The sequence below is a fragment of the Enterobacter sp. Ag1 genome, from assembly GCA_000277545.1.
GTDB lineage: Bacteria > Pseudomonadota > Gammaproteobacteria > Enterobacterales > Enterobacteriaceae > Cedecea.
Genome location: AKXM01000034.1, coordinates 186,947 through 213,751, shown reverse-complemented (window position 1 = coordinate 213,751; position 26,805 = coordinate 186,947). Strand labels below are relative to the sequence as shown.

Annotated in this window: 27 protein-coding genes and 3 pseudogenes; 13 read left to right on the top strand and 17 right to left on the bottom strand. The window is 55.1% G+C overall.

What is annotated here, in order from left to right; translation table 11 throughout:
- The first annotated feature begins 69 nt into the window (after nt 1–69).
- Together A936_RS14750 and cybB are read left to right on the top strand one after the other, a co-directional pair.
- Nucleotides 70–864 carry a YdcF family protein gene (locus A936_RS14750; RefSeq protein WP_008459188.1) on the top strand — a complete coding sequence of 265 codons (795 nt, stop codon included), beginning with the start codon at nt 70–72 and terminating at the stop codon, nt 862–864.
- A gap of 144 nt (nt 865–1,008) precedes the next feature.
- Entirely contained in the window at nt 1,009–1,545 is a 537-nt protein-coding gene (cybB, locus tag A936_RS14745; protein WP_008459186.1) for a cytochrome b561, read from the top strand.
- Nucleotides 1,546–1,555: 10 nt separating this feature from the next.
- On the opposite strand, the gene A936_RS14740 is transcribed toward cybB, so the two are convergent.
- The gene (locus A936_RS14740) at nt 1,556–2,452 is read right to left on the bottom strand and encodes an AraC family transcriptional regulator (protein ID WP_008459185.1); all 897 of its coding nucleotides are present in this window, start codon (nt 2,450–2,452) and stop codon (nt 1,556–1,558) included.
- Between the two features lie 124 nt (nt 2,453–2,576).
- Here A936_RS14740 and A936_RS14735 point away from each other — a divergent pair, with 124 nt between their 5' ends.
- Nucleotides 2,577–3,464, top strand: a complete 888-nt coding sequence (locus tag A936_RS14735) for an SDR family oxidoreductase (RefSeq protein WP_008459183.1) — start codon at nt 2,577–2,579, stop codon at nt 3,462–3,464.
- Nucleotides 3,465–3,505: 41 nt separating this feature from the next.
- On the opposite strand, the gene A936_RS14730 is transcribed toward A936_RS14735, so the two are convergent.
- The 5 genes from A936_RS14730 to A936_RS14710 all read right to left on the bottom strand — a co-directional run bounded on the left by A936_RS14730 (nt 3,506) and on the right by A936_RS14710 (nt 10,728).
- Nucleotides 3,506–5,773 carry a TonB-dependent receptor domain-containing protein gene (locus A936_RS14730; protein ID WP_008459180.1) on the bottom strand — a complete coding sequence of 756 codons (2,268 nt, stop codon included), beginning with the start codon at nt 5,771–5,773 and terminating at the stop codon, nt 3,506–3,508.
- Nucleotides 5,774–5,863: 90 nt separating this feature from the next.
- Nucleotides 5,864–7,972 (bottom strand): S9 family peptidase, encoded by a 2,109-nt coding sequence (locus A936_RS14725; protein ID WP_008459178.1) that lies wholly within the window; start codon nt 7,970–7,972, stop codon nt 5,864–5,866.
- A gap of 81 nt (nt 7,973–8,053) precedes the next feature.
- Nucleotides 8,054–8,842: a cell envelope integrity protein TolA gene (tolA, locus tag A936_RS14720; protein WP_008459176.1), complete on the bottom strand. Its 789-nt coding sequence runs from the start codon at nt 8,840–8,842 to the stop codon at nt 8,054–8,056.
- 6 nt (nt 8,843–8,848) lie between these two features.
- Nucleotides 8,849–9,721: a ChaN family lipoprotein gene (locus A936_RS14715; RefSeq protein WP_008459175.1), complete on the bottom strand. Its 873-nt coding sequence runs from the start codon at nt 9,719–9,721 to the stop codon at nt 8,849–8,851.
- Between the two features lie 209 nt (nt 9,722–9,930).
- The gene (locus tag A936_RS14710; RefSeq protein ID WP_008459173.1) at nt 9,931–10,728 is read right to left on the bottom strand and encodes an SDR family NAD(P)-dependent oxidoreductase; all 798 of its coding nucleotides are present in this window, start codon (nt 10,726–10,728) and stop codon (nt 9,931–9,933) included.
- 117 nt (nt 10,729–10,845) lie between these two features.
- On the opposite strand from A936_RS14710, the gene A936_RS14705 reads away from it, so the two are divergent.
- The 4 genes and pseudogenes from A936_RS14705 (at nt 10,846) to A936_RS14695 (ending at nt 13,161) form a co-directional block, all read left to right on the top strand.
- Complete coding sequence (locus A936_RS14705; protein WP_034809322.1) at nt 10,846–11,790, top strand: GlxA family transcriptional regulator; 945 nt, start codon at nt 10,846–10,848, stop codon at nt 11,788–11,790.
- A gap of 71 nt (nt 11,791–11,861) precedes the next feature.
- On the top strand, nt 11,862–12,413 hold the full coding sequence (locus A936_RS14700; RefSeq protein WP_008459168.1) for a dihydrofolate reductase family protein: 552 nt from the start codon (nt 11,862–11,864) through the stop codon (nt 12,411–12,413).
- 81 nt (nt 12,414–12,494) lie between these two features.
- A pseudogene (locus A936_RS22890) lies at nt 12,495–12,686 on the top strand (antitermination protein Q); the annotation flags it as partial.
- Nucleotides 12,687–12,828: 142 nt separating this feature from the next.
- A complete protein-coding gene (locus A936_RS14695; RefSeq protein WP_008459166.1) occupies nt 12,829–13,161 on the top strand; it encodes a hypothetical protein in 333 nt (110 codons plus the stop codon).
- Here the strand turns inward: A936_RS14695 and A936_RS14690 are convergent.
- From A936_RS14690 to A936_RS23780, 3 genes and pseudogenes are all read right to left on the bottom strand, one after another.
- A complete protein-coding gene (locus tag A936_RS14690) occupies nt 13,146–13,943 on the bottom strand; it encodes a DUF4225 domain-containing protein (protein WP_008459164.1) in 798 nt (265 codons plus the stop codon). The genes A936_RS14695 and A936_RS14690 overlap by 16 nt on opposite strands.
- A gap of 186 nt (nt 13,944–14,129) precedes the next feature.
- Nucleotides 14,130–14,366: pseudogene (locus A936_RS22885) on the bottom strand (integrase core domain-containing protein); the annotation flags it as partial.
- Nucleotides 14,350–14,478 (bottom strand): annotated as a pseudogene (locus A936_RS23780) (transposase); the annotation flags it as partial. The pseudogenes A936_RS23780 and A936_RS22885, both read right to left, overlap by 17 nt.
- 190 nt (nt 14,479–14,668) lie before the next feature.
- Here A936_RS23780 and A936_RS14680 point away from each other — a divergent pair.
- Together A936_RS14680 and A936_RS14675 are read left to right on the top strand one after the other, a co-directional pair.
- Entirely contained in the window at nt 14,669–14,944 is a 276-nt protein-coding gene (locus A936_RS14680) for a metal/formaldehyde-sensitive transcriptional repressor (protein ID WP_008459160.1), read from the top strand.
- Between the two features lie 28 nt (nt 14,945–14,972).
- Nucleotides 14,973–16,091, top strand: coding sequence for an S-(hydroxymethyl)glutathione dehydrogenase/class III alcohol dehydrogenase (locus tag A936_RS14675; RefSeq protein WP_008459158.1), 1,119 nt, complete (start codon nt 14,973–14,975; stop codon nt 16,089–16,091).
- 74 nt (nt 16,092–16,165) lie between these two features.
- Here the strand turns inward: A936_RS14675 and katG are convergent, their stop codons facing one another.
- From katG to A936_RS14660, 3 genes are all read right to left on the bottom strand, one after another.
- Complete coding sequence (gene katG / locus A936_RS14670) at nt 16,166–18,340, bottom strand: catalase/peroxidase HPI (protein WP_008459157.1); 2,175 nt, start codon at nt 18,338–18,340, stop codon at nt 16,166–16,168.
- Nucleotides 18,341–18,604: 264 nt separating this feature from the next.
- Complete coding sequence (speG, locus tag A936_RS14665) at nt 18,605–19,162, bottom strand: spermidine N1-acetyltransferase (protein ID WP_008459155.1); 558 nt, start codon at nt 19,160–19,162, stop codon at nt 18,605–18,607.
- Nucleotides 19,163–19,227: 65 nt separating this feature from the next.
- On the bottom strand, nt 19,228–19,626 hold the full coding sequence (locus tag A936_RS14660; protein ID WP_008459153.1) for a DUF1283 domain-containing protein: 399 nt from the start codon (nt 19,624–19,626) through the stop codon (nt 19,228–19,230).
- A 103-nt stretch (nt 19,627–19,729) separates the two neighbouring features.
- On the opposite strand from A936_RS14660, the gene A936_RS14655 reads away from it, so the two are divergent.
- Complete coding sequence (locus tag A936_RS14655; protein WP_008459149.1) at nt 19,730–20,056, top strand: YnfA family protein; 327 nt, start codon at nt 19,730–19,732, stop codon at nt 20,054–20,056.
- A 78-nt stretch (nt 20,057–20,134) separates the two neighbouring features.
- On the opposite strand, the gene ydfG is transcribed toward A936_RS14655, so the two are convergent.
- Nucleotides 20,135–20,884, bottom strand: a complete 750-nt coding sequence (gene ydfG, locus A936_RS14650) for a bifunctional NADP-dependent 3-hydroxy acid dehydrogenase/3-hydroxypropionate dehydrogenase YdfG (protein WP_008459146.1) — start codon at nt 20,882–20,884, stop codon at nt 20,135–20,137.
- 135 nt (nt 20,885–21,019) lie between these two features.
- Between ydfG and dcp the strand changes: the two genes are divergently transcribed.
- Complete coding sequence (dcp, locus tag A936_RS14645) at nt 21,020–23,068, top strand: peptidyl-dipeptidase Dcp (protein ID WP_008459143.1); 2,049 nt, start codon at nt 21,020–21,022, stop codon at nt 23,066–23,068.
- A gap of 233 nt (nt 23,069–23,301) precedes the next feature.
- Here dcp and A936_RS14640 read toward each other — a convergent pair whose 3' ends face one another.
- Nucleotides 23,302–23,958 carry a methyltransferase gene (locus A936_RS14640; protein ID WP_008459141.1) on the bottom strand — a complete coding sequence of 219 codons (657 nt, stop codon included), beginning with the start codon at nt 23,956–23,958 and terminating at the stop codon, nt 23,302–23,304.
- 98 nt (nt 23,959–24,056) lie between these two features.
- On the bottom strand, nt 24,057–24,725 hold the full coding sequence (locus A936_RS14635; protein ID WP_008459139.1) for an epoxyqueuosine reductase QueH: 669 nt from the start codon (nt 24,723–24,725) through the stop codon (nt 24,057–24,059).
- Nucleotides 24,726–24,827: 102 nt separating this feature from the next.
- On the opposite strand from A936_RS14635, the gene A936_RS14630 reads away from it, so the two are divergent.
- Complete coding sequence (locus A936_RS14630) at nt 24,828–25,379, top strand: AAA family ATPase (RefSeq protein WP_034809428.1); 552 nt, start codon at nt 24,828–24,830, stop codon at nt 25,377–25,379.
- Between the two features lie 32 nt (nt 25,380–25,411).
- Here A936_RS14630 and A936_RS14625 read toward each other — a convergent pair whose 3' ends face one another.
- Nucleotides 25,412–25,801, bottom strand: a complete 390-nt coding sequence (locus A936_RS14625) for an acyl-CoA thioesterase (protein WP_008459134.1) — start codon at nt 25,799–25,801, stop codon at nt 25,412–25,414.
- A 117-nt stretch (nt 25,802–25,918) separates the two neighbouring features.
- Between A936_RS14625 and A936_RS14620 the strand changes: the two genes are divergently transcribed.
- Nucleotides 25,919–26,107 (top strand): YdiH family protein, encoded by a 189-nt coding sequence (locus A936_RS14620; RefSeq protein ID WP_008459131.1) that lies wholly within the window; start codon nt 25,919–25,921, stop codon nt 26,105–26,107.
- A gap of 43 nt (nt 26,108–26,150) precedes the next feature.
- Here the strand turns inward: A936_RS14620 and A936_RS14615 are convergent, their stop codons facing one another.
- On the bottom strand, nt 26,151–26,774 hold the full coding sequence (locus tag A936_RS14615) for a LysE family translocator (RefSeq protein ID WP_008459129.1): 624 nt from the start codon (nt 26,772–26,774) through the stop codon (nt 26,151–26,153).
- Between the last annotated feature and the right edge of the window lie 31 nt (nt 26,775–26,805).

The following is a 26,805-nucleotide window of genomic DNA, read 5'->3' as shown; positions in this document are numbered from 1 at the left end:
CATCTGATTGGCGTATAGCCTTGACCGGGCTAGGCTACACGCTGGTTTTTAACCGGGAGGATCCCGCTCATGATGACATCTCCAACCTTGAGTCAGCCGACAATTCAGGCCGTTAATACGCTCGGCCAGTGGCTGGCGCAAAGCGATTTTACAGGCGCGCCGCAGGCACAGGATGCCGATCTGATTATCCTGGCCGGTAACGCCGTGATCCCAACCCTCGAGGCCGCGTGTGAGTTTGCCGCCAACAGTGAAAAACCGCTGCTCATCGCCGGCGGCATAGGCCATTCCACAACATACCTCTACGCGGAAATTGCTCGCCACCCGCGCTACAACACGATTCCAACCACCGGCCGTGCCGAAGCGGAGATCATCCAGGACATTGCCCACCAGTTCTGGAAAGTCCCGAACGAGAAAATTATCACCGAAGAGAAATCGACCAACTGTGGGGAAAACGCGCGGTTTAGCGTGGAGAAAATGGCCGAACATGGCCTGAGCCCCGAGCGTGTGCTGATTATTCAGGATCCGACCATGCAGCGCCGCACCGTGGCGACTTTTGCTCGCGTTTGGCAGGGCGACGCGCAGGCGCCGGAATGGCTAAGCTGGCCCGGTGTGGCTCCTGAATTAGTCGAGGGAGAACAGGGCACTGTTTTTGCCGGAGAAGCTGAAGGTTTATGGCCGATTGAGCGCTACGTTTCGCTGGCGCTGGGTGAGATCCCTCGCTTACGTGACGACGCAACCGGCTATGGCCCGCAGGGGCGGGACTTTATCGTTCACGTCGATATTCCCCCGCAGGTGATGGCCGCCTGGCATGCGCTCCAGCAGGACATGGCGCTAAGCGCATTGATTCGCCAGCGGGGGCTGTAATCCCTCGATCTTGCCCTGATAAACGTTATGGCTAAAAAATCACACGCTGAAACAAATTAACGCCCATAATATGTTGATGTTAATACTCTTTTAATGTTTCTTCGTTATCCTGGCATTCAACGTAATTTCAGGGCAGGGTCTCTCATGCGGACTAAATATACCTCGGTACAGATTTCGATCCACTGGCTGGTTTTTCTGCTGGTCGTGGGGGCTTATTGCGCCATGGAGCTGCGTGGCTTTGCCCCGCGCAGCTACCGGCCACTGATCAACGCCATTCATTTCACCTGCGGCATTTCCGTGCTGGGGTTGATGGTTGCCCGTCTGCTGATGCGCATCAAATACCGCGCCCCGGCCATTGTGCCAAAGCCGCATCCGGCGGTGATCGGCATCTCTCATCTGGTCCACACGATTGTCTATCTGATGTTTATTGCGCTGCCGGTGCTGGGCTTCCTGGCAATGTACTATCGCGGCAGTGACTGGGTGGCCTTTGGGTTAAACATGCCGGTGGCGGCGGTGCCGGACGAAGACATGGAGTTCAGCCTCAAGTCCTGGCATGAACTCCTCGCCAACACCGGCTATTTCGTGATTGGCATCCACGCCTTCGGCGCGCTGTTTCACCATTACGTCTGGAAAGACAATACGCTGCTGCGGATGATGCCCGGCAAGCGCCAGCGGCCCTGAGCGCCAGCCGCTAGCCTTTTGAATACTGCCGGGGTGAGCAGCCCATCACCCGCTTAAAAGCTTTACCGAACGCGCTTTCAGATTCATACCCCAATGCCACCGCAATACGCGCCAGGGAATCACCCGACTGGCGCAGCCTGTCGCAGGCCAGCATCATGCGCCAGCGCGTCAGGTAATCGATAGCGGATGCGCCCGTCACCGCTTTGAACCGGGCGGCAAACGCCGACCGCGACATTCCCACGCGCTCAGCCAGTTTTTCCAGCGTCCAGTTGAAAGCGGGCTCTTTATGCATGCAGGTCAGGGCCAGACTAAGCTGTTTATCCGCCAGCGCATACAGCCAGCCCACGGCGGGTTGCTGAGCTAAGTGCAGCCTCAAAGCCTGAATCAGCAGCATCCACGCAAGCTGCTGAATAATAAGCGCGCTACCGGGGCGAGGCTGGCGGACTTCATCGGACATTTGATCCAGCGCCCAGCGCATGGCGGCCTTACTTTCAGGTTTCTGAATGCAGACCACCGGCGGCAAAGAACTCAGCAGCAGATCGGCCGCTTCCCCGCTCAGCACAAAATGGCCGCCGACCAGGAAACAGCTTTCCTGCTGGCCGGGGACAACGTCAGGCCCCAGCTTGCCCGCCTGGCGCAGCGTGTAGAAATCTACAGGTGCGGCATCAAGCCCGGTCGCGAGGCAAAAAGGCGGCCCCGGCGGCAGGAGATAACAGTCCCCCGCCTGCAGCAGCAGCGGCTCGTTCATACCCTCAACCGAAAGCCAGCAGCGGCCTGACACCACGGCATAACACTTGATGCCGGCATGCTCAGGCCACTGAATGGCCATACCTTCATGCAGCGCCACGCCGCCGGAGGCATAGCTCTGGGGTTTCAGCAGAGAAAGCAGTTCAGACAGCGGATCCATAGCAACTCCAGACGATGAGACCAAAAATGGCGACTTTTGAACATTGTTCGTCTTTCTTCCCCTGTTTACAGTAAATCCCGTCGGACGGCAACTCAGTCCTCAGTGACGGTTTGGGGTAATGACTATGCGTATTTTTGTCACCGGTGCGACCGGTTTTCTTGGCTCGGCCATCGTGCAACGGCTGCTCGCCGCCGGGCATCAGGTACTGGGGTTAACGCGTTCTCAGCGCGGAGCCGAGGCTTTATCAGCCTGGGGCGCAAAAGCACATTATGGCGATCTGGATGACCTCGCCAGCCTGCAGCACGGGGCAGATCTTGCTGATGCCGTGATTCACACTGCGTTTAATCATGATTTCTCTAACTTTGTCGCCAACTGCGAGGCGGACGGGAAAGTGATTACTGCCATGGGGGACGCGCTGGTGGGCTCGGCTCGCCCGGTAGTGATCACCTCTTTTGTGGCAATGGGCGCCACTGAACCGGGCCAACCGGCGACGGAAGCGGGGTATAACCTTCAGACGCCAAACCCACGCAAGGCCACGGAAATTGCCGGTGCCAGCCTGCTTGAGCGAGGCGTTAACGCCTCTTTTGTACGCTTGCCGCAGGTGCATGACACCTTCAGGCAGGGGCTAATTACGCCGCTTATTGAGCTGGCTCGCGACAAAGGCGTGGCGGCATATGTTGACGAAGGCAAAAACCGCTGGTCGGCGGTGCATCTGAGCGATGCTGCCCGTCTGTATGTTCAGGCGGTGGAGAGAGGCGTGGCCGGGGAGCGCTACAACGCCGTGGCGGAAGAAGGGATCGCGACTAAAACGATCGCCGAAACGATCGGGCAGGGGCTTGGTGTGCCGGTACGCAGCATTGCCGCCGACAAAGCCAGCGATCATTTTGGCTGGCTGGGAAATTTTGCCGCCCACGACATGTCGGCCTCCAGCACCATCACGCAGCAGAAAACAGGCTGGCGGCCATCAGGACCCGGTCTGATTGAAGACTTGCAGAAGATGAAATACCGCTAATTACCCATCGCCCGGCCTAAAACCGGGCGATGGGCTGACAATCAGAAGCGAACTTCGCCACCAAAAATCCAGGTTCTGCCGCGGGCGGTATTCGCCCGGCTGGCGTCATCTCCAGGTCCGGGCATCATATTGAGCTTGTTCAGCGCCTCGGAGTAATCCCGGTTCATCAGGTTTTGTACCGTGAGTTTCAGCATCAGATTGCGGTTCACCTCATAAGTGCCGTAGAGGTCGATAATCGTCGGGATCTGCGGTAAATCCTCTTTAACGATGGCCCCGGTACGCTCATCGGTTTCGAAATCAGGCGACAGCCGCCGTGCTTTACCGGTGTACTTCACTATCGTCCCGAGGGTCAGAGCCTTATCGAAGAAGCGCACGCCGGCATCCAGCGTCATGTATTTCCGTGGCAGCTCGGTAATATCCCCCGCGCCAAAGTAGGTGCTGGCGATAGACGTGGGCTGGTCGGTCTGCTGCTGGCTGAAGGAGAGGCGACTAAAGGCGAAGCCTGCGTCGTAGTCCATCTCCAGTTCCACGCCGTGAGCGGTGACGCCGGTGGCCGAGTTCACGTAAATGTACATATTGTCGCTGTACTCGTCGCTGATGTCCGCCCAGTCATTGCCCAGCACCTCGGTCATATTGCATTTTCTACCGCCGGTGCAAACCTGATAAGACTCGCTGAAGATATAGTTCTGGATCCTGCTGCGGTAGGCCAGCGCCTTAAAGCGCAGCGAGTCCTGCTGAACGAGCAGATCTTTGGTGTCGATATTAAATCCGGCCTGCCAGGTTTCCGCGCGTTCAGGTTTTAAGAACGGGTTCATGGATGCGCCGCCGGAGTTGGAGAAAAACATCTCCTGAATATTTGGCGCACGCATCGATTTACTGTAGCCGACAAATGGCTGAAGCCACGGCGTAGCCTGGGCCGACAGCTGGACCGATGGGTTAAAACCGCTTTCTCGTTGGTCAACGTCGTAACTTCCCTGGGGGACGCAGACAACGCGTTCGTCACAGGGCGGCTTATGCCCGGTAATTCGGTTGCGCGTGTAGTTGAGGTTAAGATCTGCCTGCCAGATACCGCGCGTCACCTGCAGTCCGGTGTATAACGCCGAAATATCCTGCCGCCCGGAAGGTGCGAATGGATTGTTTTCTATAGCCTCCTGGTTGGTTTTCTCATCCCCTGCGGCGGCATTAATAAACCTGGTGTAACGGGTGCGCATTAGCTTGCTGCCCAGCGTAAATGCCAGATCGTTATCGCCCAGGCTAAAACGGCTGGTATTGTTTATATCCAGCGCATCGGAACGGTTTTGCGCGGAGGTGCTGTAAAAAGTAAACAACGAATCATCCCGGTATTTCTGATCGCCGCGGCTGGTGCTGGCCGTGACGTTAAAATCAATTAGCTCAGAGAACGGGGCATAGTGATATTTAATATAATAATCGTCGCTGGTGATGTCCCGGCGGGAGAATTTATTTTCATAGGTTCTCGCCGACAGTTCGACACTATTAAATTCGTTGGGCTTAATGTCCATTTTATAAAGCTGGGATTTCGGGTTCTGCTTCATAAATTTATCGTAACCAAACTCTTCACTATTAATGCCTGAGCCGTTCGAGAAATTAGAATAAATAGAACTGCCGCTGATGGCGGCCATTGCGCCAAAGCTCCCGGTATCGCTAAAGGCGTCTGTTCTTCCGGCCGTCGCAATCATCCCGCTGCGCCCGATCCCGTTGCTGCCCACCGAGAAGCGCGACCGCAACCCGTAATCATTCCCCTTAAAAATCACGTCATCGACGCCGAGGGTGCGCATGTTTGCGCTGCCGGCAAGGGCGTTGATTCCCGCGGAACCACTGCTGTCCCCACGCGTAACGTCCACGCCGACCAGGAAATTCGGGTCGATAAGCACCCCGGCCTGGTTGTTAGTGGAGCCGTGAACGGTAGTGCCGGACGTTGTGGTGCCGTAAAAGCTTTGGGTAATGCCGTCCACCATCGTGTTAACCCGGCCAAAACCGCTCATCCCGCGAATGTTCACGCTCACCGTCCCCTGGCCAGGATCGATTTGGGTATAGGTGCCAGGCATACTGCGGAGCGTGGCATCCAGAGATTGCAGGTTTTTATCCGTGGCGCGGGAGCTGGTTGCGCCAGGTTTTTCCAGCGCCTCTTGTTCGCGGGTAATATTTCCGGCGGAAACATTAAGTGGGCTAAATACCGCCGAGCCTTTTTTGTCCCCGTTAGTTATTTCATCACTATTTTTTGCCAATCCGCTGGCGCTGAGCAATAACATGCCCGAGCCGAGAGTTACGGCCAGTTTATTAACGTTCATACGTGTCCTTGAAGTATTGTAATAAAATAAAAGTTATTTTTATTATTATGTTGCCTGAGTAGGCCTTCCCATTAAGGGAAGGCTTCCAGGTTAGTGCTGTTTATCTGCCTCCAGAATAAAACTGTATTCGAGGGCGGTATTCTCCAGGCGTTTTATTCGGCCTGATTTACCGCCGTGCCCGGCCTGCATCTCGGTCATCAGAAGGATTTTGCCGGAGCCCCGCTGGTTTTCACGCAGCTTCGCGACCCACTTCGCTGGCTCCCAGTATTGCACCTGCGAGTCGTTGAGGCCGCTGGTCACCAGCAGATTTGGGTAGTGCGAGGGCTTAACGTTGTCGTAAGGACTCCAGGATTTGAGCCGCAGATAGTCTGTCTTACGGTGCGGGTTGCCCCATTCGTCATATTCTCCCACCGTGAGCGGCAGGGATTCGTCCAGCATGGTTGTCACCACGTCCACAAACGGCACCTGCGCCACCACGGCATTGAAGAGTGTGGGCTGCTGGTTAATCACGTTGCCCATCAGCAAGCCGCCAGCGCTTCCGCCCATGGCGTAAAGTCTGCCAGCCTGCCCGAAGCCCAACTTAACCAGGCCGTGGGTCGCATCGAGAAAATCATTAAAGCTGTTGGGCTTGTTTTCCAGCTTCCCTTGCTGATACCAACGCTGGCCAAGCTCACCCCCGCCGCGAACGTGCACAATAGCGAACACAAAACCGCGGTCCAGAAGGCTGAGTCTGTTGGCGCTGAAGGCCGGATCCATGCTCATTCCGTAGGCACCATAGCCGTAAACCAGCAGCGGGCTGTGGGCCGGTTTGAACATTTTTTTGTTATACACCAGCGAGACAGGCACCTTCACGCCGTCGCGGGCGGCGATCCAGATCCGCTCGCTGTGGTAATTCTCCGGCGAGGTGTTATTGACCTCCTGGCGTTTTAGCAGGGTACGTTCGCCGCTGGCCAGATCCCATTCATAAGCGCTGGTGGGCGTGGTCATCGAAGAGTAGCCATAGCGCAGCTTGCCGGCCTGTGGCTCCGGGTTATAGCCGAGCCAGGCCATATAGCTGGCGTCATCAAACTGTAGCGTCTGCTCACTGTGGTTCAGCCAGTTAATCTTGCGTATCTGGCTCAGCCCGTCCCGGCGTTCAGCCACCACCAGCCAGTCTTTAAACAGGGTGAATCCTTCCACCATTTTATTGGATTGGGGCGCAACCACCGCCTGCCATTTGTCGCCGGGTGCGTGGCTTTTATACAGCCCAAAATTGGCGCTTTCCTGGTTTGCACGCAGGTAGAACTCCCCCTCAAAATGGTCGAGATAATATTCAATCCCCGGCCTGCGGGTGACGAAAAGTACCGGGGGTGTTTCGGGTTTATCCGCATCGATCAGGCGGGCTTCTGATGAGGTGCTGGCACTGAGCGTGATGATTAAATAGCGGTCCGAAGCCGAACGGGAAAGCCCAAGATAATAGCCGCCGTCAGCCTCTTGATAGACCAGCACGTCCTCGGCAACAGGCGTGCCGGGACGATGCCGCCAGACCTGCGAGGGCACCAGGGTTTGTGGATTATTGCGGATATAAAACAGGTAGCGCCCGTCATTAGACCACACCATATTCCCGGAGGTGTTTTCGATCGCATCCGGGAGCCATTTTCCGCTGTTCAAATCGCGCAGCGAGAGGCGATACTGGCGGCGGCCCGTCGTGTCCTCGGCAATCGCCATCATCTGATTGTCCTGACTGACGACCAGGCCATTTAGCTGGTAATAGGCCTGGCCTTTGGCACGCAGGTTGCCGTCCACCAGCGTTTGCCAGTCACCTTCGCCCCCGACGAGCTGCCGCTGGCTGACGGCGTATTCTTGCCCGGCCAGATAAACATCCTGATAGCGATAACCGTTGCGCTGGAAGGGCACAGAGCGGTTTTCCTGGCTCATTCGCGCCACCATTTCCCGATACAGCGTGTCCGTTAACGCTGCGGACGGCTTCAGTACCTCGCGGGCGTAATTATTCTCCTCCTCAAGATGACGCAGCACTTTCGCGTCGCTGCGGCTGTCATCCCTGAGCCAAAAATAGTTATCCACGCGAACATCGCCATGCTCAATAAGCTGGTGGGGAATTTGGGGCGTAGCCGGGGGCTGCGGCGCGTCGGCGATTGCCCAACGGGCAGATAGCGAACAGACGAGGAGCAGCGGGGTGGCTTTCCATAGTTTTTCCATGAGGCGTCCTTAATGTCGGGCGATGGGGCACCCTGCCGAATATTCAGCATAAAGTTAACGTTCAGGTTGTGGGGCTTAGCGCTAGCTTCGGCTAAGTTCCGTCAGGTCGAAATTGATTGGCATCGTGACGTTATACACGCCTCCTTTTAAGCGCTCGACGGGGGGCTTTGGCAGCGGCTGGGCACGTTCTAAAACGGCCACGGCTTCCCGATCAAGCGAGCGCGTTCCCGATGAACCGGTTAGAGAACTGGCAACAATTTTGCCCGCAGAATCCACGGTAAACGTCACCACTGCGATGCCCGTTCTGGCACGCTGACGGGCGTCGCCAGGGTAGCGTTTGAAGCGGTTGAGATGGCCTTTGACCCGGCTCTCCCAGCTATCCTGCTGGCTGTGTTGTTTCTCCGCATCACTGTGGTAAGGCGCGGCAATACGCGAGGACACCACGCTGGGCTGAGGAGCGGCATTGGTCGAGATGGCCGCCTGGCTGCTGTCGCTGGTTTGCTCCCTGACGTTGCGCGGTGGGCGAGGTTTTTTCTTTTCACCTTCGGCAGCTTTTTTCCGACGAGTGACTTCAATCACCGCATCTTTGGCTATCGGCAAAGGCTGCTGTTGCTTGTCTTCAGCCTGCTGCTTTTCTTCTGCTGCCGCTGACTCCTGCTGGGCAATGCCCACCGGAAGCGGGACTGGCGTCGGCGGGGCTTCGATATCGTCGGCCCATTGCAGCATCACTGCGGGCGCAGGCTCCAGGGCAGAGGGCGTGTCAGACACCTGCCAGATTAGCGCTAAAAAAAGGCCTCCGTGGAGAAGCAGAGACAGCGTAAAACCCGTGCCGCTTCTGCCCGCCAGAGAAGGAGTCAACGTGTCTGTCATCGACGGTTACCGTTTTGCCGGAGCAGGCGCAACAAACCACACATAATCAGCCTGATCTGCCGTGATATTCATGCCTTTTTCCGCCAGCATCAGCACTACCGGCTTCGAGGCGGGAGACAAGTCCTCCATATGCAGCGGCACGCCGATGCTCCTGGACGCATGATATCCGCCCGCAATCAGTAAAGCGGGCGTTGGGGCGCTCAGCAACTGTTGGGCCATATAGCGATCGCGCTGCTGCTGAATCGCCAGCATTGACGTCAGCTGTTGGCCTTCGATGCTGCCCCCGTGCATGGCAATAATCGTTTCTTTCAGCGCGGCCTGTACGGCGGGCGCGGTTGATTTTTTCCCTTTCGGGAAGCGCGGGTCTTTATAAAGACGCATTATCTCATCGCGGTTGATATTGGCGTTGAGTAAAGGTGAGGGCGCGCGCAGGGCTTCGGTCACGACGCCGCCATACATCTCCCACGGCCAGCCTTTCTGCCAGTGAAGCAGTTCCTGAATGCGGCTGTCCCGCACCTGCGGCTCCTCTTTGAGCCAGGCCTTCACCTGGGTGACGCGCGGCTGTTGGCTGGCGGTTAGCATCTCCAGCAAGACGCTGCCCTGAGGACGCTCTTTTGGCAGATTCTGCAGCAGCCAAAGCTCAATCTGGTGATGTTCGGCGTTATCGTGCTTTTCGCCGACGATAAGCCGCTGAGCGCTGGCGAGTTTGGCCAGCAGCTGTCGTTCTGTCAGCGTTTCGCCACTTTGTAAATCAATGATTTGCCCATGCGTGACGGCGACATGGCTTGCCGCTTGAGGCGAGGGAGAGGTTTGGCTGCAGGCGCTGAGGCCCAGGCTGGCTAACGCTATCAAAGACGTAAGGATCAATTTTTTATGCATATCTTTTGCCCGGAGGTAGCCTTCACTGGCTGTTAGTCTTGATGTCGATCAATTTACCGCGGGCAGGATGTTAACAAATAAAATATTTAAATGATACTCATTATCATTTAAATATTCTTACAGGCAGGTGATTTGAGCGACAGTTAGCGTTGATAACAGCAAAAATGCCGCCTGATGGCGGCATCTGTAGAGCAAAATAGCGTGATTGATTAGCGAGTGTAACGCGGCGCTGGCTGAGAAGCGCTCAGATGCGAGCTAATCACCCGGCGTTCAGCCTCCCAGTTATCCCATTCGCGGCCATCCTGCAACGAAGGAATGGTCACCTTTTCACCGGCATCAAGGCCGACCAGCGCGGCATCCACCATATCTTCGGTACTCATCACCCAGCTTTGCGGCAGATTTTCGTGCCCGCCCACGCCGGCAATATTCCAGAAATCCGTGGCCGTGGCGCCAGGCAGCACGGCCTGAATGCGCACGCCGGACTCCGCCAGCTCCTGCTGCAAAGAGTGACTCAATGCCAGCACGAACGCTTTACTGGCCCCGTAAACACCGTTCAGCAATTCAGGGGCAATAGCGACGACCGAAGCAATGTTAATAATGGTGCCGTGCCGGCGGGTAGCCATTGCCGGGGCCGCCGCATAGGTAAGGCGAGTTAACGCAGTCACGTTGAGGTCTATCATCGCAGTCATTTCATCCACTCTGGCTTCCAGCACGCTTTCTTTTGAGCCAAAGCCCGCGTTATTCACCAGCAGCGTAATAGACTCGTCGTTTTTTAGCCGCGTTTCGATCTGCAGCAGCTCTGTCGCGTTACCCAGATCGGCGGGAACAACCTCCACCGATTGCCCGCTTTCTTCACGAATGCGCCGGGCGACCTGGTTCAGACGGCCCGTGTTGCGAGCCACCAGAATCAGGTTATAACCGCGTTTAGCCAGGCGGGCCGCGTAGACGGCGCCGATCCCGCCGGATGCCCCGGTGACGAGGGCTGTGCCTGTAGATGTGTTGCTCATTGTGTAGCTCCTGAAAAGGGGGTTAATTGACGAAAGCAACATTAACACTGGCTTTTTGTGTCTCAAATGTCATATAACCGTCTTTTTATGACACCATCAATCACGGCGGTCTGCCACATGCAAAAGGTCGGTTTTGTTGTTACCCCCGGGTATTCCACCATGGGATTCGCCGTCATTACGGCATTTGAAGTGGCTAACCTGATGGCGAGCGAGCCGGTGTATGAGCTGCATTTGCTGTCTGAGCAGGGCGGCGGGGTGCCTACGTCGGCAGGGTTTGAGGTGATGACTGAGTCAATGGCGGATACGCAGTACGATCTCCTGCTGTTCGGCGCCACGATGGAACAGGCTTCCCCCGCGACGATTGATTTTGTTCGCCAGGCGGCGGTCTATGCGCGCCGCGTGGCCGCCGCCTGCCTCGGGACCTTTTTATTGGCCGAAGCCGGGTTGCTGGAGGGCCGGCGGGCCACCACGCACTGGATGTATGCGCGAGATCTGCAGCAGCGTTTTCCGGGCATCAGCGTGGAAGAAGATAAGATTTTTATTTGCGACGGGCCTTACTGGACCTCTGCGGGGATGACGGCGGCCATCGATCTTGCGCTGGCGCTGATTGAAGACGATCTTGGGGCAGATATCGCGCGCACCATCGCCCGGAAGCTGGTGCTCTATCACCGCCGTTCCGGTGGCCAGTCGCAGTTTTCCTCCCTGCTCGAGCTGGAGCCTAAATCGGACCGCATCCAGAAAGTGATGACATACGCCCGCTCGCACCTGGAAAATGCGTTGAGCGTGGAAGAGCTGGCGGCGGTGGCGAATTTATCTCCCCGCCAGTTTAGCCGCAGCTTTCAGGCTGAAACCGGCCAGTCGCCCGCTCGCGCGATCGAACATTTGCGCCTGGAGTCCGCCCGTATGCTGCTTGAAACCAGCGCCCGCTCCATCGACGAAGTGGCCCGGCAAACCGGGTTTGGCGAGCGGGACAGAATGCGCCGGGCGTTTCTTCGCGCCTACGGCCAGCCGCCGCAGGTGATACGCCGCCAGGCGCGAGGAGATGAAGAACCGCAAGCCTAAAATTGGCAGTGGCGATGTGTGTTTATCTCTGTATTATCAGGCGGATAATTGTCTGACAGAGAGAGAAAAGTATGGCCAATTTAGTCTATTACGTCGCCGCGACGCTGGATGGTTACATTGCCGACCAGCAGCATCAGCTGGACTGGCTAATGAACTTCCCGCTGGGGGATGACGCCACGCCATACGATGAGTTCTATCAGACCGTTGGGGCGGTGATCATGGGGGCGGAAACCTACAGCTGGATTCTGGAAAACTCGCCAGAGGCCTGGCCCTATGCCGATGTCCCGGCATTTATCGTCACGCAGCGTTCGCTATCGGTGCCTGAAGGGCAAAATATCACGCGGGTACAGGGCGAAGCCGTCGACATTACCGCGCAAGCCCGCGAAGCCGCCAAAGGCAAAGATGTCTGGCTGGTAGGCGGAGGTAAAACTGCCGCCTGGTTCGCCGAAGCCGGAGAGCTGCAGCGCCTGTTTGTCACCCAGATCCCGGTCGTTATCGGGGCGGGGATCCCGCTGCTGCCGGTGAGCCAGGCGTTGAGTTTTTCTACAGTGAATCAGCGCGTGCTAAAGAGCGGGGCCATCGAGTTTATTGCTGACGTGAAAATAGTATCGGAAGCCATCTAGTCGAAGGGCTTTTTTTTCGATAGAGCCGGCCATTAGGTTGGCGGGACAGAATACGCCGTCGGAGATGATACGCCTTTAGGTGCGGGAAACGGGGTCAGCGTCGTATCGTCAGCTACCGTTCACCGGGCAATACTGAAACGCCTGCCGGATCTTCACCAGTCTTCATGGTCGCGTAACTGGAAGCGGTTTTATGAGGGGCTGGTGAATGTCTGTTGTGTAGAAGAGGAAAAGGCCGAGACCGCTTTTAGGGTTGTGGCGCGATCAGAATTCTGAATTTGCTTTCTGATGCTGCGAAGAATGGAACCCTGCCGCATTACGGAGGTTTTTTGCTGATTAAGTTGCAGTCAAAAACGCTACATTTCATTATAATAACACGTTACTATATAGTGTTATTTTATAAAGGGATATAGCTGTCATGGACAAAGAAGAAATTCGAACTGTTTTATTCTCGCGTGGCTTTACCAAAAAGGAAAGTGCATTTATAGCGCATTGGGTAGAAAAGGAGGGCGTATCTTATATTGTTATATTGAGGCAGTTAAGAAGAGCATTTTTGGGGGGCGTTTTCTTGAGGCTTTTAATTTTAGCCTTCTGTGTTGTTAGTTACATCAATGATGGTGTCGATTCGTTCTATGGGATTATTTTTGTTGGTGTCTTTTCATTTTTTGCTCTTGAGATTTTCGCCCCTTTTAAGGTAGGGGCGAAGATTTTTTTAAATTATAATAAAATTATAAATCAGTTAGATTTATAGCTATCCGCAATTGATTTGAGTGCAACTCCATCACCGGCTCCTTCAATAAGTAATGCGGTTGTGCTCATATTTTTATAGTTTCTTACGAAATCAGACGGTAAATGCCTGAATAATCGCCATGCATCAGCTTTCATGATTTGTCTTGCCAGGCCGTATCCAGACAAGGCCAGATCCATACCGCTGTATGCCAAGAGTCCTGCCTTGTCACTAAATCCCATAAACTCAGCGACTCTTACATAGCCTTTTTTTACTGCACCAGTCGTGTCAGATCGCCCTGTCGAGATATTCGTTACCCCCTCATAAAGTCCATTAACCCCATGTAAAATCAGTAGCGAACCAGCAGTAAGCCCTATCATATTTCCATGAGTTATAGATGCGATAGTGATGCCAGCCCCTGCAATTACCTGAAATCCGCTCAGAACAACCCCAACCCCATTAATCACATAGCCCCACGCATCCAGTTTATTCACCAGTTCTGCGGAAACAACGATTTTAGTGCTACCCATTTTTAGTTCGGTATTTTGTTGCTCGATAAGTCTTTTTTCTTCCCTGATATTAAATAAGCACTCTTTACATTCACGTTCATTCTTTGCAGTTGTTATCTGTTTTATTTGTGCGTCAATAAATTTATCAATTTCATTATTGAAGTTAAGTCGGGGAACTAAGGTTTTAAGATGTAGTGATGAAATCTGTCTGGCGTAGCGCTGGAGGCTATTTGCTTCTCGCTGTGCAAGCATAAGGTAATAGTTGTTAAATCGTTTTTTATCCAGATAGTTATCCATAACGCAAATCCTGTAACATCGTTTGTTTGGAGTTGAAAAAGGTTGCAACGGTATAACACAATGAAAAGGGGAACGGTGCAGTCAAAATGGTTGACTTTGCATAATATTGGCGTGTAGGGTTCAAATTATGGAATGTCTCGCCCGCAGGTAATTAACCTTCGAAACCCTGCTGTAAGCACACCCGTTTTAGTTGATCGCACTTTTTGAGATTTCCGGGTTTTCAGTTATCAGCCGGTATTCTTCCGGCGTCAGGTTATTCAGGGATTAATGAGGGCGCTCGCTGTTATATTCAGCCAGCCAGCGTTCTGTAATTTCCCGTCCTTCATTCAGCGTTCTGAACAGATAAAAATCCAGTATTTCTGTCCTGTACGTGCGGTTGAACCGTTCGATAAAGGCATTCTGCGTGGGCTTGCCAGTTGTAATCCGAGGCTTCAGAGATCCCGGCCTCGCGGCAGATATCCTTAACGGTGCGCCCGGCTTCGATGGACTTCAGAACGGCGATGATCTGGTGTTCGGTGAATCGGGCTTTGCGCATGGCGATCTCCTCCGGGGACATAATCGGTATCCCTGAAGATCTCTAAATGTGAATGGTCCGGTTTGCCGGGATGCCTCCATATGTCTTTTAATGTGAGTCCTTAATTCATTGAAATTTAAATAATATTTAAAATTGTCAATAAGTTAAAAATTACGTTACTATACCCCCCTACAGTATCAGGGAGGCGGTTATGCCACACTCTCCGGAAGATAAAAAACGTATTTTGACCCGCGTCAGGCGCATTCGCGGCCAGGCCGAGGCGCTTGAGCGCGCGCTGGAAAACGGCGATCCGTGCCTCGCCATTTTGCAGCAGATCGCGGCCGTTCGCGGGGCAGCCAACGGCCTGATGGGCGAAATGATGGAAATTCACCTTAAAGACGAGCTGGTCACCGGCGACACCTCCGAAGAGCAGCGCGCGCTGCGGATGGCGGAAGTCGGGAATTTGCTGCGCTCTTATCTAAAATAAAAACACCCCCACCAAAAGGAACAAAACAATGAAATCACGTGCTGCGGTGGCCTTTGGGCCGGGTAAACCTCTAGAAATTGTTGAAATCGACGTTGCGCCCCCGCAAAAAGGTGAGGTGCTGGTGAAAATCACCCACACCGGCGTTTGCCATACCGATGCTTTCACGCTGTCCGGCGACGATCCGGAAGGCGTATTCCCGGCGGTGCTGGGCCACGAAGGCGGCGGCATCGTGGTGGAAGTGGGCGAGGGCGTGACCAGCCTGAAGCCGGGCGACCACGTTATTCCGCTCTACACCGCAGAATGCCGCGAGTGTAAGTTCTGTAAATCCGGCAAAACTAACCTCTGCCAGGCCGTTCGCGCCACGCAGGGCAAAGGCCTGATGCCGGATGGCACCACCCGCTTCTCCTACAACGGCGAGCCAATTTATCACTACATGGGTACCAGCACTTTCAGCGAATACACCGTAGTGGCGGAGATCTCTCTGGCTAAGGTTAATCCTCAGGCGCCGCTGGATAAAGTGTGTCTGCTTGGCTGCGGCGTGACCACCGGCATCGGCGCGGTGCACAACACGGCAAAAGTGAAAGAGGGCGATACCGTGGCGGTATTTGGTCTCGGCGGGATCGGCCTGGCGGTGATTCAGGGCGCGGTGCAGGCTAAGGCCGGGCGAATCATTGCCGTTGATACCAATCCGGAGAAATTCACCCTCGCGCGTGAAATGGGCGCCACCGACTGCATTAACCCGAAAGATCACGAGAAGCCGATTCAGGATGTGATCGTTGAGCTGACCGACGGCGGCGTGGATTACAGCTTCGAATGTATCGGCAACGTGAACGTGATGCGTTCCGCGCTGGAATGCTGCCACAAAGGCTGGGGCGAGAGCGTGATTATCGGCGTGGCCGGGGCGGGGCAGGAAATTAAAACCCGCCCATTCCAGCTGGTGACTGGCCGCGTCTGGCGTGGCTCAGCGTTCGGGGGCGTTAAAGGCCGCACTCAACTGCCGGGCATGGTAGAAGATGCAATGGCGGGCAAAATCAATTTGGATCCGTTCATTACTCACCGCATGCCGCTGAACAAGATCAACGAAGCGTTTGACCTGATGCATGAAGGAAAATCGATTCGCACCGTGATCCACTTCGGCGAAGAGTAAGCAGTAAAAAGGGAAGGCGAAATGCCTTCCCATATAGCGTTAAACCAGGGGAGGCCAAAAGCCTCCCTTTCGTTTTACTGCTGCAGGTCGAAACGGTCGAGATTCATTACCTTTGTCCATGCGGCGATAAAGTCTTTGACGAACTTCTCTTTGGCGTCCTGGCTGGCATACACTTCCGCCAGGGAGCGCAGCACGGCGTTAGAGCCAAAGACCAGATCGGCGCGGGTGCCGGTGTATTTTACTTCTCTGCTAAGGCGATCGCGGCCCTCAAACACTTCGGAGTCCGCATCGGCGGCTTTCCACTCGGTACGCATATCCAGCAGATTGACGAAGAAATCATTCGTCAGCTCACCCGGGCGAGAAGTCAGCACGCCGTGCTGGCTTTCATCGTAGTTAACGCCCAGCGCGCGCAAACCGCCGATTAAGACTGTCAGCTCAGGAGCCGTCAGCGTCAGCTGCTGCGCCTTGTCGATCAGCAGCGCTTCGGTTGAGGTGGCATTCGCAATGCGGCGATAGTTTCGGAAGCCGTCAGCGGCCGGTTTCAGCAGCTCGAAGGACTCGATGTCGGTCTGCTCCTGAGTGGCGTCCACGCGCCCCGGCGTGAACGGTACTTTGCTGTGGCTGGCCTTCTCAATGCCTACCACACCGGCTAGCACGATGATGTCCGCCAGCGACGCTTTGCCGGATGCCTTCTGAATTGCTTCAAGCACAGGCAGAGCACGGGCCGCCACGGCGTTCACTTCCCAGCCGCGCTGCGGAGCAAGTGCCAGCCGCGCCCCGTTGGCACCGCCGCGTTTGTCCCCGCCGCGGAAGGTTGAGGCTGATGCCCATGCCACCGAAACCAGCTCGCTGACGGACAGGCCGGAATCCGCAATCGCTTTTTTCAGCGCGTCGATATCGGCGCTGGACGGCGCGTGGGTAGCTTTCGGCAACGGATCCTGCCAAATCAGATCTTCTTTTGGCACTTCCGGGCCGATGTAGCGCGCTTTTGGCCCCATATCGCGGTGCGTCAGTTTATACCAGGCGCGGGCGAAGGCTTCGTTGAAGGCCTGCGGATCGTTCAGGAAGCGGCGAGAAATTTTCTCGAACTCTGGATCGAAGCGCAGCGTCAGGTCAGTTACCAGCATCGTTGGTTTACGTTTTTTGGACGGATCAAACGGATCGGGAATGATATCCGGGCCGTTGGTCGCCTCAAACTGAATGGCGCCTGCCGGGCTGCGGGTTTGTACCCAGTCGTAGCCGAACAGGTTTTCGAAGAAGTAGTTGCTCCACTGGGTTGGTGTTTGCGTCCAGACCACTTCGAGGCCGGAGGTTATGGCATCCGCGCCGACGCCGCTATTGTAGCTGTTTGCCCAGCCAAGCCCCTGCGCCTCAAGCGGAGCATCTTCCGGGTCTGCGCCAACGTGGGTGGCGGCCGCAGAGCCGTGGGTTTTACCGAGCGTATGGCCCCCGGCAATCAGGGCGACAATCTCTTCGTCGTCCATCCCCATGTTGCCGAAGGTGGCGCGAATAGCAGGCGCTGCGGAAAGCGGGTCGCCGCTGTGCTCAGGGCCTTCCGGGTTGACGTAAATCAGACCCATTTCGGTCGCACCGAGCGGAGCCTGTGCCAGAGATTCCGGGTGGCGGTGCTCAAGCCACTCTTTCTCAGCCCCCCAGTTAACGTCGAGATCTGGTTCCCAGACATCTTCGCGCCCGGCACCAAAGCCGAAGGTGCGGAAGCCCGCATTTTCCAGCGCCACGTTACCGGCGAGAATAATCAGGTCTGCCCAGGAAATTTGCTGACCATATTTTTGTTTAATGGGCCAAAGCAGCCGACGGGATTTATCGAGGCTGACGTTATCCGGCCAGGAGTTAAGAGGCGCAAAACGCTGTTGACCGCGTCCGGAGCCACCGCGACCGTCGCGGGAGCGATAGGTTCCTGCACTGTGCCACGCCATACGGATAAAGAGACCGATATAGCTGCCCCAGTCGGCAGGCCACCAGGATTGAGAATCCGTTAACAGCGCTTTGATGTCGCCTTTCAGGGCGTAATAATCGAGTTTGCTAAATTCTTTGCGGTAGCTGAAGTTTTCATCCAGCGGGTTGGAGCGATTGGAGTGTTGATTCAACAGGTCGACGCGCAACTGGTGCGGCCACCAGTCCTGGTTGCTGGTTCCCTCGCCGGCAATGTCCGTGCTCTGGCCGTGGTTAAATGGGCACTTTCCTGCGCTCGCTGAGGAAGCATTGTGTAAGTCAGTAGAATTGCTCATTTTGCTCTCCGTTATATGTATGCCCGATAACGATAATCTGTACGATCAATAATTAATATCTGGATGGGCCTACGAATTTGATAGCCGTTGCCTTTTAAACGCAAAATTTTACAGCCCTATTATTTTAGTTCTGATTGAGTGGTTTGCAGGAAAAACCCGTCTGATTGTCTGGAAAATAGACGAAGCGGCAAGAAGGCTGGCGGGAGATACAGGAGAAGGACAGATGAACGCTCACGCAGGGCGGCATTCATCTGTGAAAAGCGGTTACTGAGCCGTCGGCTTCAGCAGGGTTTTTTCCGGGGTTTTCTGCGCCAGGAACTGCTGCTGGAAGATGCACATCCGAATGGCGTCGCGGTACTGGCCGTTAATGAAGAACTCGTGGATCAGCTCGCCTTCCACGATAAAGCCCAGTTTTTTATAAATATGTACCGCTTTTTCATTCTCTTTATCGACAATCAGGTAGAGCTTATAGAGATTGAGCACGGTAAAACCGTACTCCATGGCCAGTTTGGCCGCGCGCGAGGCGAGCCCTTTGCCCTGGAACTCCGGCGTGATAATTATCTGAAACTCCGCCCGGCGGTGGATGTGGTCGATTTCGACCAGCTCAACCAGCCCGGCATTCACGCCGTTGCAGTCGATGACAAAGCGGCGCTCGCTCTGATCGTGAATATGTTTGTCATACAGGTCAGACAGCTCCACGAAGGCTTCGTAAGGCTCTTCAAACCAGTAGCGCATGACGCTGGCGTTATTGTCCAGCTGGTGGACGAAGCGGAGATCTTCGCGCTCAAGCGGGCGAAGACGAATAGGCAGTTCGTTACTCATAGCAAATCCTTGCGCTGATGATGGTGAGGCTTCTTAAGCAGAAGCCTCGTTTGAGAGTGGGACTATTATGGATTGATCGCGCGGCCGGTGCGGCGATCCAGGCAGCGCAGGGTGTTCGGCTCCCAGTAGGCGTTCACGTTGGCGCTCTGCTGGCATTTGTCGAAGGTATCTTGGGCGGCATCTTGTTTGGCCCAGTCTTTGTCCCCGCGCGCCGACTCACGGTCGAACACTTTTTCGTTATGGCGGTTGATCTTCTGGCGCAGGGTACGGGTGTCATTCCACTGCTCTTTTTCTTCCGCTGCGCGCTGGCGGGTCAGGGAGTTCTCCTGACCACCGACGCCGTTCGTTCCGCCCGGAACAACGATCACGTTAGTATCGGCCTGGGTTGGCATAGAAACCATGAATGCAGCTCCCAGCAAGGCTAACGGCATCCATGACAAAGACTTACGAAGGATTGAGTTCATTGCGATTTCCTTTTTAGTTTAATAAAACTAATCATATCATTGAGGCTGATTCGCGCCTAATGTCAGAGTTAGTGGGCATCATTATTACTGAAGAAAAGACAATATGATCAAAACAACGTTGCTATTTTTTGCCACCGCTTTGGCGGAGATTATTGGTTGTTTTCTGCCCTGGCTATGGCTTAAACGCAACGGCTCTCCGTTGTTATTGCTGCCAGCGGCGCTGTCGCTGGCGATTTTTGTCTGGCTTTTGACGCTGCATCCGGCGGCCAGCGGGCGCGTCTATGCGGCCTACGGCGGGGTTTATGTGGTGACGGCGTTGCTCTGGCTGCGCGTGGTCGACGGCGTGAAGCTCAGCGTTTACGACTGGACCGGAGCGGCCATTGCTTTCTGTGGGATGCTGATCATCGTTGCTGGCTGGGGCCGGGCCTGATCGCTCCGCATTTTAGCGTGCCGTAAGATGAAAAAACGGGGCTGCAAAGGCCCCGTTTCACTATGACTTTCGCCAGAGTTACCCTTCGCGATGGACACTCAGACCGGCAAACGTCTGGCTGACCGGCATCATTTCCAGGGTGTTGATGTTGACGTGTTTCGGTAACGTCGCCACCCACCAGACGGCTTCGGTAACGTCTTCCGGCGTCAGCGCGTTGGCGTTTTCGTAGGTTTTGCCGGCTTTGTCATCGTCGCCCTTAAAGCGCACGTTGGAAAACTCGGTGCCGCCCACCATGCCCGGTTCGATGTCGGTCACGCGAACGGCCGTTTTATGCAGGTCGGTGCGCAGGTTCAGGCTGAACTGGCGCACGAAGGCTTTGGTCGCCCCGTAGACGTTGCCCCCGGCGTAAGGCCAGCTGCCCGCGGTGGAACCGATGTTAATAATGTGGCCGCGATTGCGCTCGACCATGCCCGGCAGCACGGCGCGGGTCATATAAACTAGGCCTTTGTTGTTGGTGTCGATCATGTTTTCCCAGTCATCGACGTTGGCTTTATGCGCAGGCTCCATGCCCAGCGCCAGCCCGGCGTTGTTGACCAGGATATCAATCTGTTGCCAGTCGGCCGGCAGGGAAGCCAGCGCTTCTTCTATTGCCGCGCGATTGCGCACATCCAGCTGCAGCGTAAACAGGTTGTCACCCAGCTCTTCTTTAAGCTCGAGCAGGCGTTCCTGACGGCGGCCGGTGGCAATAACCTTATGGCCATTCTTAACGAAACGGCGGGTAATGCTTTCACCAAAGCCCGCGGTAGCACCCGTAACCAGTACAATCATCTCTCTGTTCCTCAACGCTTTTGTCCGGCACTACCTTAGCACGCTAACGGGCCACGGTAATCTTAGTTTTTCTTTTAAGAAACGAAGCTAAATGCGCTATAACTAACCCACATTTCAGGTCACCGGGAGTAGAGGATGTTGCAGAGCAACCCGTTTTTCCAGCCGAGTTTATTGCCTTATCAGGCCCCGCATTTCGACGAGATAACTAACGACCATTACCGACCGGCTTTCGATGAAGGTAAGCGCATCAAGCGTGCAGAAGTCGCCGCCATTGCCGGTGATCCGGCTGAGCCTACGTTTGAAAATACTTACCTGGCGCTGGAGAAAACCGGTGCGATGCTGGGCCGCGTGACTACCGTGTTCTACGCCATGACGTCGGCGCACACCAGCGATTTCCTGCAGCAGCTTGATGAAGAGTTCTCCACCGAACTGGCTGAGCTTGCCGATGAAATTCGCCTGAACGATACCTTATTCGCCCGGCTGAATCGCGTTTATCAGCAGCGCCACGACCTCAATCTGGATGCGGAATCCCTGCGGCTGGTGGAGGTGACCTGGCAGTCGTTCAAGCTGGCGGGCGCCACGTTAAGCCAGCAGGATAAAACGCAGCTGAAAGCGCTGAACAAAGAGAGCGCCCAGCTCACCAGCCAGTTCAATAATCGTCTTCATGCGGCGGATAAAGCCGGTGGTCTGGTGGTTGACCACGCTGAGGCGCTTAACGGCCTGACCAGTGCGGAAATTGCGGCTGCGGCGCAGGCTGCGGCTGACAAAGGCCTGCCGGGTAAATGGCTGCTTCCGCTGCTGAATTTTACCCAGCAGCCGGCTTTACAAAGCCTGAGCGACCGCGCCACGCGAGAAGCGCTCTTTGAGGCTGGCTGGACGCGTGCCCAGCGCAACGATGCGAACGATACTCGCGCCATCGTCGCTCGCCTGGCTACGCTGCGGGCTGCACAAGCTCAGCTTTTGGGCTTTGAAAACTACGCGGCCTGGAAAATGGCCGACCAGATGGCGAAAACCCCCGATGCGGCGCTGCGCTTTATGCGGAACATCGTCCCTGCGGCCACCGGGCGGGCGCGCCGCGAACTGAAAGACATTCAGGACGTTATTGATGCCCAGAACGGGGGATTCCAGGCCACGGCATGGGACTGGCAGTTTTACGCCGAGCAGGTGCGTAGTGCGAAGTACGATCTCGATGAAGGGCAGATTAAACCGTATTTTGAACTCAACGGTGTGCTGACTAACGGCGTATTCTGGGCCGCCAGCCAGCTCTTCGGGCTGCGTTTCGTAGAACGTTTTGATATCCCGACTTACCACCCGGATGTGCGCACCTGGGAGATTTTTGATAACGATGGGAGCGGCATGGTGCTGTTCTACGGTGATTTCTTTGCCCGAGACAGCAAAGGCGGCGGGGCGTGGATGGGGAACTTTGTCGATCAATCCACGCTGTTTGACGCCATGCCGGTGATCTACAACGTATGCAACTATACCAAACCGGCCAGCGGCGAGGCTGCCATGATTTCATGGGACGATGTCATAACGCTGTTTCACGAGTTCGGCCATACGCTGCACGGCCTGTTTGCTACCCAGCGCTATGCGAGCCTTTCGGGGACCAACACGCCGCGAGATTTTGTGGAGTTCCCTTCGCAAATTAACGAGCACTGGGCGAGCCATCCCGAGGTCTTTGCCAATTATGCCCGGCATCACCAGACCGGTGAGCCAATGCCGGAGTCGCTCCGCAGCAAACTGTTCCGCGCCGCGCAGTTTAACAAAGGCTATGACATGACCGAGCTGCTGGCGGCGGCGCTGCTGGACATGAACTGGCACAGCCTGGCACCAGACACGGCTATTGACGATGTGGCGCGCTTCGAAGCTGAAGCGCTGGAAAAAGAGCACATCAAGCTGGCCGAGGTGCCGCCTCGCTACCGCAGTAGCTATTTTGCCCATATTTTTGGCGGCGGCTACGCGGCGGGTTATTACGCCTATATCTGGACGCAAATGTTAGCGGACGACGGCTATCAGTGGTTTGTGGAGCAGGGCGGGCTCAGCGCCGCAAACGGCCAGCGCTTCCGGGAAGCGATTCTCTCAAGAGGTAACAGCAGCGATCTGGAAGCGTTGTATCGCGACTGGCGAGGACACGATCCGCACAGCGAACCGATGCTGAAAAACCGCGGGCTGGCGGAGCAATAATGGCAAAGAAAGCGCTCTCACTAGTGTAGCCGCAGTGAAATCGCACTTAACGCAAACTGCAAAGCCCTGATTTGCGTTAAGTGCCTTAAAAATCAAACAGAATATATCCGTGCAATGTCCAGGGTTGCTGGCTATAAATTTCAAACCTGCTCGGGAAAATGCAGGGTACTTCTGGGTTACTTTGAACGATTACGGGGCCTGATCGATGTCGGCAGGCTCCCGGATTTTCCCTCTTAATCGCGGCGTCCGCTGGCGGTAAATAACGCGACTGTACCTTCAATTTTTACGTCGACCCGTTCGAATCTCGCGGTCAAAACATCCCTGAGCAGTCCTGCTGAATCCTGCCGATTAGAAAAGATCCCTTTCTTGTTATAAACGTTCATTAGCTTGCGGCCAAAAGCATTGTGCGCCACGCCTTCACCCAGAATCGTCGCGCCAAAGAGCGTGCCTTCTGTTTTAAGCGCACGGGCAATGTTATCTATCGCCAGCGCTTTGTCGTTTAGCGAGCCGGGCAGGCAATGCAGTAAATAGAAAAGTGAGATGGAGTCAAAACGATCGTGCCAGCTCTGCGGCAGGGGCTTAAAAACGTCATGCTGCAGATGGTCTTTGATTCTGTGGCCCGCTTTCGCCGAGGCCGCCTGCAGGCTGCTGGTGTTCAAATCCATCAGGGAAAGTTCAACGGTAGCAGGCAGGTGAGGCAGGTAATAGCCCGTTCCCACGCCGATATCCAGATGATTTTCGCCGGTGTGGACCTTGAAATGCGGGAGCAAAACGGTGTCTGTCGGGCAACGCCAGGCGTACTGATTTGAGATCTTTAACACCCACCAGTCGTAAAGTTTTAGAGTGATAGGGTTGTAAGCCCTGACGCCAGCGTGAGTATTATTTTGCATAGTTCCCTCTGGTAATAATTTAAAGAGGAAATTAAAACAGCTGCCCTTACTACGGGCAACCGTTAATTAATGCAAAAATGTGTCAACCATTCAGTGGGTTAAGCCTGAGATGACTCGTCGTCCTTGCCATAGAACAGCTTGCCGATTTTAATCATCGGCCGGTTATTGGCTTTCCGGTGCAGGTTGGTGTCGCGCAGGGAATAGACGCAGCCGCAGTATTCCTGCTGGTAGAACTGTTCGCGCTTGCTGATTTCAATCATGCGAGCGGAGCCACCCTGTTTGCGCCAGTTGTAATCCCAATAGCTCATGCCTTCATAAGGCGCGGCGGCGCGGTGCCCGCAGTCGTTAATCTGCTGCATGTTTTTCCAGCGGGAAATCCCCAGCGAACTGCTGATGACATTAAATCCGTGCTCATGGGCGTAAAGTGCTGTACGCTCGAAACGCATATCAAAGCACATGGTGCATCTCACTCCACGCTCCGGCTCCCACTCCATCCCTTTCGCACGCTCAAACCAATTATCGGTATCGTAATCCGCATCCACAAACGGCACGCCGTGCTGTTCCGCAAAGCGAATGTTTTCATCCTTGCGCAGTAAATACTCTTTCTGCGGGTGAATGTTTGGGTTGTAGAAGAACACGGTGTATTCGATACCGGACGCGTGTATGGCCTCCATGACTTCACCCGAGCAGGGGGCGCAGCAGGAGTGCAGCAGCAGTTTCTTCTCGTTGTTAGGCAGGTTCAAAACCGGCCGGATAAATTCTTGCATGCGGGTGATCCTAAGTCTTATTCACTTTTTTGCCAGAGGGTAGCAGGAACGAGGGCGTGGAATCACCATAAATCAGTAAAGAAAATAATGTTTGGGAGGTTTATGAACAATATTCAGGTGAAACGCGTGGTGCTTACCGGCGGGCCAGGTTCCGGGAAAAGTACCCTCATTAATGAGCTCAAGCGCCGGGGTTTTGATTGCCAGCCGGAGGCCGGGAGGAGCATTATTCAGCACCAGCAGCAAATTGGCGGGCACGCCTTACCCTGGCAGGATCCTGCGGCATTTGCTGAGCAGATGCTTGGGTGGGAAATGCGCTCCTGGTATGGCGCAGACGAAAAACAGACTTATTGTTTTTACGATCGCGGCGTGCCGGACATCCTGGGTTATCTCGCCCTGATGCAGTTGCCCATTCCCGATCATCTGTTGGAAGCCGTTAGACGGTTTCCCTACCATTCTGATATTTTCCTGGCACCGCCCTGGAAGGCTATTTATGCCGGGGATGCAGAAAGAAAGCAGAGCTGGGAAGAGGCGGTGCAGACGGCTGCAATCATGGCTGACACTTACGGCAAGCTGGGGTATCGGATAATCGTGTTGCCGGAGGGGAGCGTGGAGTGGAGAACAGATTACATCCTCCAGGCGCTGGAGGAAGGCTAGCGAAGAGCGCGGTTACCCTTCGCTAATCGATGTTAGAGCTGTTCCAGTGCGTTCAGTACGGCTTCCGGCATGGAAGGGCGGCCATTGGCCAGGCAGGTGGCGACAAACGTCGCTTCGGCATAAACCACGCCATCAACTTTGATCTGCTGCGCGAAGTTCACGCGGTTGCGTTTTTCGTTGCGCTCAAGCTGGCAGGTGACCTCAACGTTGTCGCCTTTCTGCAGGCTCTTACGAAAGCGCAGGGAGTATTCCAGTACCATATAGAGTTTGCCCTGGCGGAACTCTTCCTCGATATCAATACCGAGCGCCTCGCGCATGTAGGCGTGGCGCGTCCACTCCATGTAAAACGGATAGTACAGGCCGTCGACTACGCCCTGAAAATCAATATGGCTTTCATCCACTTCATAATGCTTAGAAAACATGTTTCAGTCCTGATGTTGTTATAAAAGTTAAGCGCCAGAAATCCTGCTCTGGCTGTTTTTTGAACAGCGCGTTGGTGGTACAATACTGTCGATTTCACAACCCAACAGAGGATTACCATGGACACCGAGATAACCCCAACCACCTTAGCGTTTGAATTTCTTCGTCGTGAACAAGAGCAGTTAACCCCCGCGCAATTCCTGATCCGCCTGCAGCAGCTCAAGCTGGAGTTTGCCGATCTGCTGGGTTTAACCCACCTCGAACTGCGTGAAGAGATTTTCCATGCGCACCGGTTGGGGATTCACTGATCCCACTCTGTCTGAGCCACCGCTTGCGGTGGCTTTCTGTTTTTTAGCGTGAGAAGAAAATCAGCTTCAGCCCCAAAATCCCCATCACGCCGCCCGCTAAGCGGTCAATCACAGTTTTAAAACGCAGGTAGGCATTGCGCGGTTTCTCGGAAGAGAGCACCAGCGTGACAATTGAATACCATCCCGCATCAATCACAAAGCACAGCACCGGCAGCACGACGTAGTAGAATGCCGGGATCTCGCGCGGCAGCAGCGCGGTAAAAATACTGGCAAACACGACGGCGGTTTTCGGGTTGCTCAACTGGGTGAACAGCCCGTCACGGAAGGTAGCTATCATGCTTTTATCGCTTTTTCCCACGGCGCCCACGTGCAGCGGCTCGCGAGAGTGTTTGATTATCTTATAAGCCAGCCACAGCAGATAAAGCCCGCCGGCTATCTTGATCCCGGTATAGGCCACCGGCACCGCCAGCAGAAAAGCCTGTAAACCCAGCAGCGCCATCAGCGAAAATGCCGCCGCCCCGACGCCGGTTCCCAGCGCGGTCACCAGCCCATGCGCGCGTGAACGCGCTACGGCATTTTGAGCGACATAAACAAAGCTTGGGCCGGGGCTCATGGCGCCCAGCGCGATGGTGGCGGTAATAGCAAAAAGGGGAGTGATAACGCTCATTTACGGGATCCTGTTGGTGGAATAACGTTTT

Bases quoted from the DNA above. Each gene is read 5' to 3' on its own strand.
- A936_RS14750 (WP_008459188.1), top strand. From the start codon at position 70: ATGATGACATCTCCAACCTTGAGTCAGCCGACAATTCAGGCCGTTAAT.
- cybB (WP_008459186.1), top strand. From the start codon at position 1,009: ATGCGGACTAAATATACCTCGGTACAGATTTCGATCCACTGGCTGGTT.
- A936_RS14740 (WP_008459185.1), bottom strand. From the start codon at position 2,452: ATGGATCCGCTGTCTGAACTGCTTTCTCTGCTGAAACCCCAGAGCTAT.
- A936_RS14735 (WP_008459183.1), top strand. From the start codon at position 2,577: ATGCGTATTTTTGTCACCGGTGCGACCGGTTTTCTTGGCTCGGCCATC.
- A936_RS14730 (WP_008459180.1), bottom strand. From the start codon at position 5,773: ATGAACGTTAATAAACTGGCCGTAACTCTCGGCTCGGGCATGTTATTG.
- A936_RS14725 (WP_008459178.1), bottom strand. From the start codon at position 7,972: ATGGAAAAACTATGGAAAGCCACCCCGCTGCTCCTCGTCTGTTCGCTA.
- tolA (WP_008459176.1), bottom strand. From the start codon at position 8,842: ATGACAGACACGTTGACTCCTTCTCTGGCGGGCAGAAGCGGCACGGGT.
- A936_RS14715 (WP_008459175.1), bottom strand. From the start codon at position 9,721: ATGCATAAAAAATTGATCCTTACGTCTTTGATAGCGTTAGCCAGCCTG.
- A936_RS14710 (WP_008459173.1), bottom strand. From the start codon at position 10,728: ATGAGCAACACATCTACAGGCACAGCCCTCGTCACCGGGGCATCCGGC.
- A936_RS14705 (WP_034809322.1), top strand. From the start codon at position 10,846: ATGCAAAAGGTCGGTTTTGTTGTTACCCCCGGGTATTCCACCATGGGA.
- A936_RS14700 (WP_008459168.1), top strand. From the start codon at position 11,862: ATGGCCAATTTAGTCTATTACGTCGCCGCGACGCTGGATGGTTACATT.
- A936_RS14695 (WP_008459166.1), top strand. From the start codon at position 12,829: ATGGACAAAGAAGAAATTCGAACTGTTTTATTCTCGCGTGGCTTTACC.
- A936_RS14690 (WP_008459164.1), bottom strand. From the start codon at position 13,943: ATGGATAACTATCTGGATAAAAAACGATTTAACAACTATTACCTTATG.
- A936_RS14680 (WP_008459160.1), top strand. From the start codon at position 14,669: ATGCCACACTCTCCGGAAGATAAAAAACGTATTTTGACCCGCGTCAGG.
- A936_RS14675 (WP_008459158.1), top strand. From the start codon at position 14,973: ATGAAATCACGTGCTGCGGTGGCCTTTGGGCCGGGTAAACCTCTAGAA.
- katG (WP_008459157.1), bottom strand. From the start codon at position 18,340: ATGAGCAATTCTACTGACTTACACAATGCTTCCTCAGCGAGCGCAGGA.
- speG (WP_008459155.1), bottom strand. From the start codon at position 19,162: ATGAGTAACGAACTGCCTATTCGTCTTCGCCCGCTTGAGCGCGAAGAT.
- A936_RS14660 (WP_008459153.1), bottom strand. From the start codon at position 19,626: ATGAACTCAATCCTTCGTAAGTCTTTGTCATGGATGCCGTTAGCCTTG.
- A936_RS14655 (WP_008459149.1), top strand. From the start codon at position 19,730: ATGATCAAAACAACGTTGCTATTTTTTGCCACCGCTTTGGCGGAGATT.
- ydfG (WP_008459146.1), bottom strand. From the start codon at position 20,884: ATGATTGTACTGGTTACGGGTGCTACCGCGGGCTTTGGTGAAAGCATT.
- dcp (WP_008459143.1), top strand. From the start codon at position 21,020: ATGTTGCAGAGCAACCCGTTTTTCCAGCCGAGTTTATTGCCTTATCAG.
- A936_RS14640 (WP_008459141.1), bottom strand. From the start codon at position 23,958: ATGCAAAATAATACTCACGCTGGCGTCAGGGCTTACAACCCTATCACT.
- A936_RS14635 (WP_008459139.1), bottom strand. From the start codon at position 24,725: ATGCAAGAATTTATCCGGCCGGTTTTGAACCTGCCTAACAACGAGAAG.
- A936_RS14630 (WP_034809428.1), top strand. From the start codon at position 24,828: ATGAACAATATTCAGGTGAAACGCGTGGTGCTTACCGGCGGGCCAGGT.
- A936_RS14625 (WP_008459134.1), bottom strand. From the start codon at position 25,801: ATGTTTTCTAAGCATTATGAAGTGGATGAAAGCCATATTGATTTTCAG.
- A936_RS14620 (WP_008459131.1), top strand. From the start codon at position 25,919: ATGGACACCGAGATAACCCCAACCACCTTAGCGTTTGAATTTCTTCGT.
- A936_RS14615 (WP_008459129.1), bottom strand. From the start codon at position 26,774: ATGAGCGTTATCACTCCCCTTTTTGCTATTACCGCCACCATCGCGCTG.